This is a genomic window from Staphylococcus sp. SM3655, from assembly GCF_016917315.1.
Lineage (GTDB): Bacteria > Bacillota > Bacilli > Staphylococcales > Staphylococcaceae > Staphylococcus > Staphylococcus aureus.
Map to the genome: position 1 here is coordinate 1,626,094 of NZ_CP070305.1, position 12,403 is coordinate 1,638,496.

Annotated in this window: 14 protein-coding genes; 8 read left to right on the top strand and 6 right to left on the bottom strand. The window is 31.8% G+C overall.

The annotated features are described in order from the left end of the window. Positions 1-47 precede the first annotated feature (47 nt). The 6 genes from clfA to JQN76_RS08000 all read left to right on the top strand — a co-directional run bounded on the left by clfA (position 48) and on the right by JQN76_RS08000 (position 8,367). Positions 48-2,885, top strand: coding sequence for an MSCRAMM family adhesin clumping factor ClfA (gene clfA / locus JQN76_RS07975; RefSeq protein ID WP_001836967.1), 2,838 nt, complete (start codon positions 48-50; stop codon positions 2,883-2,885). A gap of 220 nt (positions 2,886-3,105) precedes the next feature. After that, positions 3,106-4,605, top strand: a complete 1,500-nt coding sequence (vwb, locus tag JQN76_RS07980) for a von Willebrand factor binding protein Vwb (RefSeq protein WP_001836973.1) — start codon at positions 3,106-3,108, stop codon at positions 4,603-4,605. Between the two features lie 350 nt (positions 4,606-4,955). After that, positions 4,956-5,978 carry an extracellular matrix protein-binding adhesin Emp gene (emp, locus tag JQN76_RS07985; protein WP_000728066.1) on the top strand — a complete coding sequence of 341 codons (1,023 nt, stop codon included), beginning with the start codon at positions 4,956-4,958 and terminating at the stop codon, positions 5,976-5,978. A gap of 334 nt (positions 5,979-6,312) precedes the next feature. After that, complete coding sequence (locus tag JQN76_RS07990) at positions 6,313-6,783, top strand: hypothetical protein (RefSeq protein WP_000824472.1); 471 nt, start codon at positions 6,313-6,315, stop codon at positions 6,781-6,783. A gap of 340 nt (positions 6,784-7,123) precedes the next feature. After that, a complete protein-coding gene (locus JQN76_RS07995; protein WP_001548082.1) occupies positions 7,124-7,810 on the top strand; it encodes a thermonuclease family protein in 687 nt (228 codons plus the stop codon). 356 nt (positions 7,811-8,166) lie between these two features. Further along, positions 8,167-8,367, top strand: a complete 201-nt coding sequence (locus tag JQN76_RS08000; protein ID WP_001059082.1) for a cold-shock protein — start codon at positions 8,167-8,169, stop codon at positions 8,365-8,367. Between the two features lie 494 nt (positions 8,368-8,861). Here the strand turns inward: JQN76_RS08000 and JQN76_RS08005 are convergent, their stop codons facing one another. The 5 genes from JQN76_RS08005 to tsaA all read right to left on the bottom strand — a co-directional run bounded on the left by JQN76_RS08005 (position 8,862) and on the right by tsaA (position 10,748). Further along, positions 8,862-9,080: a hypothetical protein gene (locus JQN76_RS08005; RefSeq protein WP_000005884.1), complete on the bottom strand. Its 219-nt coding sequence runs from the start codon at positions 9,078-9,080 to the stop codon at positions 8,862-8,864. Positions 9,081-9,141: 61 nt separating this feature from the next. Continuing rightward, entirely contained in the window at positions 9,142-9,426 is a 285-nt protein-coding gene (locus tag JQN76_RS08010; protein ID WP_001004394.1) for a hypothetical protein, read from the bottom strand. A gap of 87 nt (positions 9,427-9,513) precedes the next feature. Beyond that, positions 9,514-10,083: a lipoprotein N-acylation protein LnsA gene (gene lnsA / locus JQN76_RS08015; protein WP_001106653.1), complete on the bottom strand. Its 570-nt coding sequence runs from the start codon at positions 10,081-10,083 to the stop codon at positions 9,514-9,516. Between the two features lie 187 nt (positions 10,084-10,270). Further along, positions 10,271-10,459, bottom strand: a complete 189-nt coding sequence (gene tsaT, locus JQN76_RS08020) for a type II toxin-antitoxin system toxin TsaT (protein WP_000052076.1) — start codon at positions 10,457-10,459, stop codon at positions 10,271-10,273. Between the two features lie 28 nt (positions 10,460-10,487). Beyond that, on the bottom strand, positions 10,488-10,748 hold the full coding sequence (gene tsaA, locus JQN76_RS08025; RefSeq protein WP_001059690.1) for a type II toxin-antitoxin system antitoxin TsaA: 261 nt from the start codon (positions 10,746-10,748) through the stop codon (positions 10,488-10,490). A 340-nt stretch (positions 10,749-11,088) separates the two neighbouring features. Here tsaA and JQN76_RS08030 point away from each other — a divergent pair, with 340 nt between their 5' ends. Continuing rightward, positions 11,089-11,292 carry a sterile alpha motif-like domain-containing protein gene (locus JQN76_RS08030; protein ID WP_000145163.1) on the top strand — a complete coding sequence of 68 codons (204 nt, stop codon included), beginning with the start codon at positions 11,089-11,091 and terminating at the stop codon, positions 11,290-11,292. On the opposite strand, the gene JQN76_RS08035 is transcribed toward JQN76_RS08030, so the two are convergent. Continuing rightward, positions 11,289-11,525 carry a hypothetical protein gene (locus JQN76_RS08035; RefSeq protein ID WP_000368687.1) on the bottom strand — a complete coding sequence of 79 codons (237 nt, stop codon included), beginning with the start codon at positions 11,523-11,525 and terminating at the stop codon, positions 11,289-11,291. The two genes, JQN76_RS08030 and JQN76_RS08035, sit on opposite strands and share 4 nt — an antisense overlap. Positions 11,526-11,749: 224 nt before the next feature. On the opposite strand from JQN76_RS08035, the gene JQN76_RS08040 reads away from it, so the two are divergent. Beyond that, positions 11,750-12,331, top strand: a complete 582-nt coding sequence (locus tag JQN76_RS08040; protein WP_001140697.1) for a histidine phosphatase family protein — start codon at positions 11,750-11,752, stop codon at positions 12,329-12,331. Positions 12,332-12,403: the final 72 nt, after the last annotated feature.

Consider the following 12,403-nt stretch of genomic DNA (forward strand, 5'->3'; position numbering starts at 1 on the left):
AGGGTATATAGTTAATATAAAATGACTTTTTAAAAAGAGGGAATAAAATGAATATGAAGAAAAAAGAAAAACACGCAATTCGGAAAAAATCGATTGGCGTGGCTTCAGTGCTTGTAGGTACGTTAATCGGTTTTGGACTACTCAGCAGTAAAGAAGCAGATGCAAGTGAAAATAGTGTTACGCAATCTGATAGCGCAAGTAACGAAAGCAAAAGTAATGATTCAAGTAGCGTTAGTGCTGCACCTAAAACAGACGACACAAACGTGAGTGATACTAAAACATCGTCAAACACTAATAATGGCGAAACGAGTGTGGCGCAAAATCCAGCACAACAGGAAACGACACAATCATCATCAACAAATGCAACTACGGAAGAAACGCCGGTAACTGGTGAAGCTACTACTACGACAACGAATCAAGCTAATACACCGGCAACAACTCAATCAAGCAATACAAATGCGGAGGAATTAGTGAATCAAACAAGTAATGAAACGACTTCTAATGATACTAATACAGTATCATCTGTAAATTCACCTCAAAATTCTACAAATGCGGAAAATGTTTCAACAACGCAAGATACTTCAACTGAAGCAACACCTTCAAACAATGAATCAGCTCCACAGAGTACAGATGCAAGTAATAAAGATGTAGTTAATCAAGCGGTTAATACAAGTGCGCCTAGAATGAGAGCATTTAGTTTAGCGGCAGTAGCTGCAGATGCACCGGCAGCTGGCACAGATATTACGAATCAGTTGACGAATGTGACAGTTGGTATTGACTCTGGTACGACTGTGTATCCGCACCAAGCAGGTTATGTCAAACTGAATTATGGTTTTTCAGTGCCTAATTCTGCTGTTAAAGGTGACACATTCAAAATAACTGTACCTAAAGAATTAAACTTAAATGGTGTAACTTCAACTGCTAAAGTGCCACCAATTATGGCTGGAGATCAAGTATTGGCAAATGGTGTAATCGATAGTGATGGTAATGTTATTTATACATTTACAGACTATGTAAATACTAAAGATGATGTAAAAGCAACTTTGACCATGCCCGCTTATATTGACCCTGAAAATGTTAAAAAGACAGGTAATGTGACATTGGCTACTGGCATAGGTAGTACAACAGCAAACAAAACAGTATTAGTAGATTATGAAAAATATGGTAAGTTTTATAACTTATCTATTAAAGGTACAATTGACCAAATCGATAAAACAAATAATACGTATCGTCAGACAATTTATGTCAATCCAAGTGGAGATAACGTTATTGCGCCGGTTTTAACAGGTAATTTAAAACCAAATACGGATAGTAATGCATTAATAGATCAGCAAAATACAAGTATTAAAGTATATAAAGTAGATAATGCAGCTGATTTATCTGAAAGTTACTTTGTGAATCCAGAAAACTTTGAGGATGTCACTAATAGTGTGAATATTACATTCCCAAATCCAAATCAATATAAAGTAGAGTTTAATACGCCTGATGATCAAATTACAACACCGTATATAGTAGTTGTTAATGGTCATATTGATCCGAATAGCAAAGGTGATTTAGCTTTACGTTCAACTTTATATGGGTATAACTCGAATATAATTTGGCGCTCTATGTCATGGGACAACGAAGTAGCATTTAATAACGGATCAGGTTCTGGTGACGGTATCGATAAACCAGTTGTTCCTGAACAACCTGATGAGCCTGGTGAAATTGAACCAATTCCAGAGGATTCAGATTCTGACCCAGGTTCAGATTCTGGCAGCGATTCTAATTCAGATAGCGGTTCAGATTCTGGCAGTGATTCTACATCAGATAGTGGTTCAGATTCAGCGAGTGATTCAGATTCAGCAAGTGATTCAGACTCAGCGAGTGATTCAGATTCAGCGAGTGATTCAGATTCAGCAAGTGATTCAGACTCAGCGAGTGATTCAGATTCAGCAAGTGATTCAGATTCAGCAAGTGATTCAGATTCAGCAAGTGATTCCGACTCAGCGAGCGATTCAGACTCAGACAGTGACTCAGATTCCGATAGCGATTCCGACTCAGACAGTGATTCAGATTCAGATAGCGATTCAGATTCCGACAGTGATTCCGACTCAGATAGCGACTCAGATTCAGACAGCGATTCAGATTCAGACAGCGATTCAGACTCAGATTCAGATAGCGATTCTGACTCAGATTCAGATAGCGATTCTGACTCAGACAGTGACTCAGATTCAGATAGCGATTCAGATTCCGACAGTGATTCCGACTCAGACAGCGATTCTGACTCAGACAGTGATTCCGACTCAGACAGCGATTCAGATTCCGACAGTGATTCCGACTCAGATAGCGACTCAGATTCAGACAGCGATTCAGACTCAGACAGTGACTCAGATTCAGATAGCGATTCAGATTCAGACAGTGATTCAGACTCAGATAGCGATGCAGACTCAGACAGTGACTCAGACTCAGACAGCGACTCAGACTCAGACAGCGATTCCGACTCAGACAGTGACTCGGATTCAGATAGCGATTCTGACTCAGACAGTGACTCGGATTCCGACAGTGATTCCGACTCAGACAGTGACTCAGATTCAGATAGTGACTCGGATTCAGCGAGTGATTCAGACTCAGATAGTGACTCCGATTCATCAAGTGATTCCGACTCAGAAAGTGATTCAAATAGCGATTCCGAGTCAGGTTCTAACAATAATGTAGTTCCGCCTAATTCACCTAAAAATGGTACTAATGCTTCTAATAAAAATGAGGCTAAAGATAGTAAAGAACCATTACCAGATACAGGTTCTGAAGATGAAGCGAATTCGTCACTAATTTGGGGATTATTAGCATCATTAGGTTCATTACTACTTTTCAGAAGAAAAAAAGAAAATAAAGATAAGAAATAAGTAATAATAATATTAAATTAATCATATGATTCATGAAGAAGCCACCTTAAAAGGTGGCTTTTTTACTTGAATTTTCCAAATATATTGTTTGAATATAATTAATAATTAATTCATCAACAGTTAATTATTTTAAAAAGGTAGATGTTATATAATTTGGCTTGGCGAAAAAATAGGGTGTAAGGTAGGTTGTTAATTAGGGAAAATTAAGGAGAAAATACAGTTGAAAAATAAATTGCTAGTTTTATCATTGGGAGCATTATGTGTATCACAAATTTGGGAAAGTAATCATGCGAGTGCAGTGGTTTCTGGGGAGAAGAATCCATATGTATCAAAAGCTTTATCAATTAAAGGTCAAAAGACAAATTCATGGAATTTAGGTCAATATAAAGATAGTCTTCGAACAGTTATGTGCACATCAGAAATTAATAAAAATGATGGATATGATGAACCTGAATATAAAGAGGCGATGGATACTTACCGAAAAAAATTATTTGCTGAATTAGATGCGCTTAACAAGTTTTTAGATGAAGAGAGAAAAATAGAAAGTAGTAAAAAAAATAACAACCAAGTTGCAAATGGTGTATTGGGCTTAACACATCAAAGGTATTTAGCTATTCATGAAGCAATAAAGGAAAATAAAAATGAGTTTGAAAGAAAGACACAAGATATCGAAAGTAGAAATCCTGATTTGAAAAAATTTGATAGAGATAAAGATTACGAAGTTAGAGTAAAATTAAATGAACTAGAAAATAAAGTATTAATGCTTGGACACGCTTTTCCAAATAAACATGAAGCAAGAGAGAATCTTTATAATAAATTAGATTTGATTGTTGGCCGTAGTGATGATGAGAGAGAAGAAAGGCATCCTCAAAATGATAGGTTATCTAAAGAACGAGTTGAAGATTTAGAATCAATTATTGATGAATTTTTTGTTGAAATCAATGAAAATAGGCCGTTGAATATACCGGCATTAGTTGAAAGCAATGAAGAAAATATAGAAATGGCAAAAAAGTTAAAAGCAGATACAGAAGAAGCTAAAACAAATAATGCTAAGAGAAGTAAAAGAAGTTTAAATACTCAAAATTACAAATCTGCATCTCAAGAAGTAACTGCAGAACAAAAAGCAGAATACGAAAGAAAAGCTGAAGAAAGAAAAGAAAAGTTTTTAGCTAAGAACAAAGATAATCCAGTGGTTTCACTAATCGATGACGAAGACGACAACGAAAACGACAAGCAACTTGTGGTTTCTGCACCAACAAAGAAACCAACAACACCGACTACATATACTGAAACAACGACACAGGTACCAATGCCTACAGTTGAGCGTCAAACTCAGCAACAAATTATTTATAATGCACCAAAACAATTGGCTGGATTAAATGGTGAAAGTCATGATTTCACAACAACGCATCAATCACCAACAACTTCAAATCACACGCATAATAATGTTGTTGAATTTGAAGAAACGTCTGCTTTACCTGGTAGAAAATCAGGATCACTGGTTGGTATAAGTCAAATTGATTCTTCTCATCTAACTGAACGTGAGAAGCGTGTAATTAAGCGTGAACACGTTAGAGAAGCTCAAAAGTTAGTTGATAATTATAAAGATACACATAGTTATAAAGACCGATTAAATGCACAACAAAAAGTAAATACTTTAAGTGAAGGTCATCAAAAACGTTTTAATAAACAAATCAATAAAGTATATAATGGCAAATAATTAATGCATGGCTGCAAAGCAAATAATGAGTTTGTCGTAAAAATAACAACATTTTAAACTAGCAATAAATAATATCAAAGTCATCATTTCAATGATGCAATCTAGTATAGTCCACATTCTAAACAGGTGTGGACTATTACTTTTTTCACTTTATATTACGAAAAAATTATTATGCTTAACTATCAATATCAATAATTAATTTTAAGCTGAAAAACAATAAAAATGTTAAGACAACGTTTACTTCAAGTTAATTATTATACTGAAAATTCTGGTATATAATGCTGTTAGTGAATATAACAGGAAAATTAAATTGGTTATAATATTGAGTCTATATAAAGGAGAAATAACAGATGAAAAAGAAATTATTAGTTTTAACTATGAGCACGCTATTTGCTACACAACTTATCAATTCAAATCACGCTAAAGCATCAGTGACAGAGAGTGTTGACAAAAAATTTGTAGTTCCAGAATCAGGAATTAATAAAATTATTCCAGCTTACGATGAATTTAAGAATTCGCCAAAAGTAAATGTTAGTAATTTAACTGACAATAAAAACTTTGTAGCTTCTGAAGATAAATTGAATAAGATTGCAGATTCATCGGCAGCTAGTAAAATTGTAGATAAAAACTTTGCCGTACCTGAATCAAAGTTAGGAAACATTGTGCCAGAGTACAAAGAAATCAATAATCGCGTGAATGTAGCAACAAACAATCCAGCTTCACAACAAGTTGATAAGCATTTTGTTGCTAAAGGCCCAGAAGTAAATAGATTTATTACGCAAAACAAAGTAAACCACCACTTCATTACTACGCAAACCCACTACAAGAAAGTTATTACTTCATACAAATCAACACATGTACATAAACATGTAAATCATGCAAAGGATTCTATTAATAAACACTTTATTGTTAAACCATCAGAATCGCCTAGATATACACATCCATCTCAATCTTTAATTATCAAGCATCATTTTGCAGTTCCTGGATATCACGCGCATAAATTTGTTACACCAGGGCATGCTAGCATTAAAATTAATCACTTTTGTGTTGTGCCACAAATAAATAGTTTCAAGGTAATTCCACCATATGGTCACAATTCACATCGTATGCATGTACCAAGTTTCCAAAATAACACAACAGCAACACATCAAAATGCTAAAGTAAATAAAGCATATGACTATAAATACTTCTATTCTTATAAAGTAGTTAAAGGTGTGAAGAAATATTTCTCATTTTCACAATCAAATGGTTATAAAATTGGGAAACCATCATTAAATATCAAAAATGTAAATTATCAATATGCTGTTCCAAGTTATAGCCCTACACACTACGTTCCTGAATTTAAGGGTAGCTTACCAGCACCACGAGTATAAAAATTGGCACTAAGTTTACGAGATATGATAAATACCTATTATTTTAAATATAGTCTACAATCTATGTGGTTGTAGGCTGTATTTTTTGCAGTTTATCAATAAACACCCATCAACAAATTATACCGTTTTTCTACTTTGAAAGTTGGAAGTAACATAATCTTAAATAAATATATTATTAATTAAGATAAATATAATACTCAAGATTATTGTTAATAGTTTGTTCATCGCAAGTTAATTATTGTTTCTAAAATATTGGTATATAATTTTCAATGGCGAAGAAAACAGGGTGAAAAAGTCGGTTTTTATATCAAAGCAAATAAGGGAGCATAAACAAATGAAAAGGAAAGTATTAGTACTAACAATGGGTGTAATTTGTGCAACTCAATTATGGCATTCTAATCACGCAAACGCATTAGTAACAGAGAGTGGCGCAAATGATACTAAGCAATTTACTGAAATTGTATCGGAAGAGAAAGTTATAACAGTTGAACATGCTCAAATTAATATTTTTCAATCTAATAGCAATTCAAACCTGATGGAGTTCAACATATTAACAATGGGCGGTAAATCAGGAGCTATGGTTGGTTATAGTGAAATTGACTCATCACATTTCACAGACCGTGACAAACGCGTTATTAGACGTGATCATGTTAAAGAAGCACAAAGCTTAGTAGAGAACTATAAAGATACACAAAGTGCTGATGCTAGGATGAAAGCCAAACAAAAAGTTAACACATTAAGCAAACCGCATCAAAACTATTTCAATAAACAAATTGATAAGGTTTATAATGGATTACAACGCTAATCCAAAGTAAATTATAAGTTATACATCTCGTTTTTAAATGACAATTTATCCCCGTAAATATTATAAATAATCTTTTCAAATTCCACATAGATATAGAGACACTAATAAACCTCTTTGTCTCGATATGATAGTCTGCAACGATTCATGTTGTAGGCTTTTTAATTTTACAAATAAGGCTAAATATATAAGTTCTGGCACCTAAAATATAGAAAATACATAAAAGTAAGTATAGTTATTTTATTATAATTATTAAATTTTTATTAATTAATTGTAAAAATGTAGAATTATAATTAATTAACGTTTAATATTAAAATTAACTAAAAAGAAAGAGGTGTTAGTTATGACAGAATACTTATTAAGTGCTGGCATATGTATGGCAATCGTTTCAATATTACTTATAGGGATGGCTATCAGTAATGTTTCGAAAGGGCAATACGCAAAGAGGTTTTTCTATTTCGCTACTAGTTGCTTAGTGTTAACTTTAGTTGTAGTTTCAAGTCTAAGTAGCTCAGCAAATGCATCACAAACAGATAATGGCGTAAATAGAAGTGGTTCTGAAGATCCAACAGTATATAGTGCAACTTCAACTAAAAAATTACATAAAGAACCTGCGACATTAATTAAAGCGATTGATGGTGATACGGTTAAATTAATGTACAAAGGTCAACCAATGACATTCAGACTATTATTGGTTGATACACCTGAAACAAAGCATCCTAAAAAAGGTGTAGAGAAATATGGTCCTGAAGCAAGTGCATTTACGAAAAAAATGGTAGAAAATGCAAAGAAAATTGAAGTCGAGTTTGACAAAGGTCAAAGAACTGATAAATATGGACGTGGCTTAGCGTATATTTATGCTGATGGAAAAATGGTAAACGAAGCTTTAGTTCGTCAAGGCTTGGCTAAAGTTGCTTATGTTTATAAACCTAACAATACACATGAACAACTTTTAAGAAAAAGTGAAGCACAAGCAAAAAAAGAGAAATTAAATATTTGGAGCGAAGACAACGCTGATTCAGGTCAATAATGCTCATTGTAAAAGTGTCACTGCTGCTAGTGGCACTTTTATAATTTTTAGATCACGATATGATTTATTATCAATTCAGAATTAAAAAAGTAAATAGTATCAAAAGTAAGTGTATTTAATATTAGAAAATAAAAATTTTAAATTTAGTATTAAAATGGAATGTTACTATATAGTTCAATGTGTATTATCACAGAAAATAAAATAATGCTTTACTTCTATATTTAAAAGTGTATAATGAAAGTTAAGTAATAAAGAGCGTGAAGAAAAATGTGAGTTATTTATATAGAATATTCTCCTTTTCATTTATGAATTTGTTACAAAATATTTAGTGCAAAAGCACGACGGAGGTATTCAATATGAATAACGGTACAGTTAAATGGTTTAATGCAGAAAAAGGTTTTGGTTTCATCGAAAGAGAAGATGGTAGCGACGTATTCGTACACTTCTCAGCAATCGCTGAAGATGGATACAAATCATTAGAAGAAGGCCAAAAAGTTGAATTCGACATCGTTGAAGGCGACCGTGGCGAGCAAGCTGCAAACGTAGTTAAAATGTAATTTTAACTTATTCAAACAGTCCTTACTATAGGGCTGTTTTTTTATGCTTTAAATCGATAACAGTTGGTGTGGTAAAAGCACTAGCTGTTATTTTTTTGTCCAATAAATATAGGTGGAGATCTAACAATATATAATGGTTCTAAAATAAATCGAACTGATGGAAAAGTTTTTTACTTTTCATCTGTCCGACTTTTGATTTTGAATAAAAAAAGCGCCAATACAGAACTTTAATAATGACGAGAATTAAAGTCTGTATATGGCGATAACAAGAAGTAATGTTAAACACTCAAAATGTTTAACAATAATAGGATACCACATCGCATAATATCTTACTACTTAATTAATAATTTAACTAATCAACTTTTTGTTAATTTTTTATTAAGACTGATTAATTATTGAGAATATTTATTGTTTTTAAAATCTCATAATAATTCAGTAATCTTGTTTTCATTTAAAAGGCGGAACATTAAAATAATTAAATAAAAATATTGCGTTTAATTTACAGCGTCAAATATACTTATTTCTAATGCTTTGGGGTCTACTGAAACAAGTAGAGAATGATCGATGTTACTAACATTGCCATTCTCCAAATCTATTTCTGTGAGTATTTGGAAGCTACCATTAGGCAATGGTTTAACAATAGACAATTGCTTTTCCGCTTGTTGTATTAAAAAAGGTTTTGTAGATTGATTATTAATATGCCATTCACTCATGTATGTTTTTCACTCCTGCTTTAAAATAGGGTTAAAAAGTTTATAGTTGAGACATTCATGTTCAACCAAAATTTTGTTCAAATTCAATAAATGTCTTGTTTAAAATAGAAATATTGTAAATGTTATCGTCCAAAATTTCACCAGTTAAGTATTTGTTTTGAATTAAAATTTGGCAGTTAGTTAAGAAGTCTTGATAATCACGATCGCAAAAATAGTTTTCACGTGCATCTTTAGCATCGCCAAAAAAGTTAGCGACTGTTTCTGTTTCTCCTTTATTCGAACGTTCAATATATAATTTGTAAAATTTAGCTATTGTATACTTTTGTTCTTTAGTTAGTTCATTCAAAATATTGGGCCTCCTGAAATATCATTTGTAATCTATACCCAATTTATTGCAAAACACAAACTAATTTAACTATTTGATGAAACTGTGTTAATAAGCTTTAACAAGCCTTAGTTTGTATGGATCTATAAAATTATCTTTAATTGCATAGGGTGAAATAATATGTAGTCCATAACTTTTAACTGTTTTTTCACTTACACCAAATTTATAAGCTTGATAGATAATTTTAGTACAATACGTAAATTTTTTGCTGTTCAAATTTAATGTAACTAGATAACGATGATTTGTATTTTCATAGTTTTTCTTAACCCAGTCAGCCGCTTTTTTACCTGCACCAGGATAGCTGCAACGATAAACTTTCATCCAATCATTTTTGCCACTTGCATAATTATATTTAAAAGATTCGAAGGATTGTGTAGTTGGTTTGTCGCCAGGCCCCTCAATTTGTAAAATCGTTTTATCATCAATCGCGATACTACAATGACCAAAAAATCCCCACATGACAGGGCCTTTTGTAACAATAATATCACCAGGTTGTAATTGGAATTTGTCATCTTGAATTTCTGAATACTTATTATCTGCAATTGTTTTTGGTGAGTTTATAGGGGATACGACAACGAATAATATAAGTAAAATTATCGTTCGTTTAATATAGTTCACTTAAAAGCTCCTTGTTGAAGAAATATATGTAAATAGTCTTAAATTAGAATTGTAATCTTTAATAAGCTTGTAAGACTAAAACATACCTTAAATATTAAAGTATGAGAGTGTGAAATGTCTATTAAGAATAAAAAACAGTCTGAAACATCATTGAGACGTTTCAGACTGGATATAAAATGAATTTCATTTATAGCACACCAAATATAAATGTGTATATTAATATAGCGAATCCAAAAATATAGAGAATGACAGTGAAACTTAAATAGGACTCTTTTTTAGATTCTTTGCCAGTTTTTTTCATTAATACGAGTATAAACGTAGCGGCAACTAAGAAAATTAATGCTAGCCAAAACAGAATTGCAAAATGTAAAGACATGTGAAACCCTCCTTATATACCGTAATTATTAACCTATAAAACTATAAAAAATAGGATAAATGTAATATAGAACGAGTACGATATTTATAAAAAATAATATTTCACTTAACCAGTTTTTAGTTATCATTGCAATGGTAAAGGATACGATGAGTATCACACCACAAATGATAATACCAGGCAGGAGCCAACATAAATCATCTAAATCTTTATTATATGTGATTAAAATATTAAAGATAACAAAAGTGGTAGTAATAACTATATTGATAGCATTTAACAAAATGTTATTCATGACTGACACCTACTAGTATAAAAATAGTTTCTTAATAAATATGATAACACTATTTTCCAATAGGTAAATAAAAAGTATAGTTATTTTTAAAATATTATTTGTAGAATGCTAAAGTTTATTAATTCAAACAAGTGAGCATATATAGGGATGTATAGTATTAATATGAAAAGAATATTTACATACTAAAAACTCTTAAAGTTGTATAATTCGTTAATATTTTTAGAATCAGATATCAAAAAAATGTGCAAAATCACTTTTGCACATTTACAAATACTAGTTTTCTGATAAGATTAATAATAACACTTTAAATAGCGCTTAATAAATGAAGGGGGCAAGTCTTATGACGTTTTACAATTTCATCATGGGTTTTCAAAATGATAACACACCATTTGGTATATTGGCCGAACACGTTAGTGAAGATAAAGCATTCCCTCGATTAGAAGAAAGACACCAAGTAATTAGAGCATATGTGATGTCTAATTACACAGATCATCAATTAATTGAAACTACAAATAGAGCTATTAGCTTATATATGGCAAATTAATTTGAGTAGTACCAATTATGATGTATTAGTGCATCCCAAATATCTTTTGTTTTAAAGTTTATTTCATCATTTCTTATCGAAAATGGTGTAATAATGTCTTTATCTAACCAAGTGTTGATAAGTTCATTTGGTACACCATCTAACAACATTTCACTTTTACTAATTATAAAACATTCCCAGTCAAGTGAAACATTTTGTGGATTCACATAATTACATTGATTATGATTATCCATAAACACTCACTCCTTTAAAATTCTGTACTCTTCATTGCGTTTTACCCCGTCACATTATCTTTTAAACTAAAATCATCATTACTTATGAAAAAAATGTACATCAAAAGCAAAGGTTTTCGCTACCGAAAAAGTTTAAATAATGGTTTAATATATTTGGTACTCATTTTAATAAAAAGAGAATACATTTTGAGCTATCAATACTTTTTATTGAAGAGGTGTTATTGTTGGCTAAAACGTTATATTTAATGCGCCACGGACAAACTTTGTTTAATTTTAAGGGACTAATTCAGGGATTTGGAGATTCGCCGCTAACAGAACTTGGAATTGCTCAAGCTCAAAAGGCACGTAGTTATTATGAAACTAAGGGGATAAACTTCGATTTATATGCATCATCAACGCAAGAACGCGCAAGTGACACACTTGAAAATGTTGCACCTAACCAATCGTATCAACGTTTTAAGGGACTGAAGGAATGGCATTTTGGATTATTTGAAGGTGAGTCAGTCTATCTATTTGATAATCTATACAAGCCTGAAGACTTATTCGGAGATCGAATTGTTCCTTTCAAAGGAGAGGCAAGGCAACAAGTTGAAGAACGCATTGTGAAAACTTTACATGACATTATGTCTCAAACAAAGAATAATGCATTAGTCGTGAGTCATGGGACAATAATGGGAGTATTTTTAAGATATTGCCTTAAACTAGATGAAGCATTAAAGCATAATATCGGTAATTGTAATATCCTGAAATTTGAATATGACAATGGAACATTTAAATTTGTTGAGTTAATTGATCCAAATTTATAATAAATAAAGCGTTATACATAGACACAAGTATGTTTTTTGTATAACGCTTTTAAAATACAACTATAAAACGCT

Bases quoted from the DNA above. Each gene is read 5' to 3' on its own strand.
- JQN76_RS07990 (WP_000824472.1), top strand. From the start codon at position 6,313: ATGAAAAGGAAAGTATTAGTACTAACAATGGGTGTAATTTGTGCAACT.
- JQN76_RS08000 (WP_001059082.1), top strand. From the start codon at position 8,167: ATGAATAACGGTACAGTTAAATGGTTTAATGCAGAAAAAGGTTTTGGT.
- tsaA (WP_001059690.1), bottom strand. From the start codon at position 10,748: ATGAATAACATTTTGTTAAATGCTATCAATATAGTTATTACTACCACT.
- JQN76_RS07995 (WP_001548082.1), top strand. From the start codon at position 7,124: ATGACAGAATACTTATTAAGTGCTGGCATATGTATGGCAATCGTTTCA.
- JQN76_RS08030 (WP_000145163.1), top strand. From the start codon at position 11,089: ATGACGTTTTACAATTTCATCATGGGTTTTCAAAATGATAACACACCA.
- tsaT (WP_000052076.1), bottom strand. From the start codon at position 10,459: ATGTCTTTACATTTTGCAATTCTGTTTTGGCTAGCATTAATTTTCTTA.
- clfA (WP_001836967.1), top strand. From the start codon at position 48: ATGAATATGAAGAAAAAAGAAAAACACGCAATTCGGAAAAAATCGATT.
- JQN76_RS08005 (WP_000005884.1), bottom strand. From the start codon at position 9,080: ATGAGTGAATGGCATATTAATAATCAATCTACAAAACCTTTTTTAATA.
- JQN76_RS08035 (WP_000368687.1), bottom strand. From the start codon at position 11,525: ATGGATAATCATAATCAATGTAATTATGTGAATCCACAAAATGTTTCA.
- emp (WP_000728066.1), top strand. From the start codon at position 4,956: ATGAAAAAGAAATTATTAGTTTTAACTATGAGCACGCTATTTGCTACA.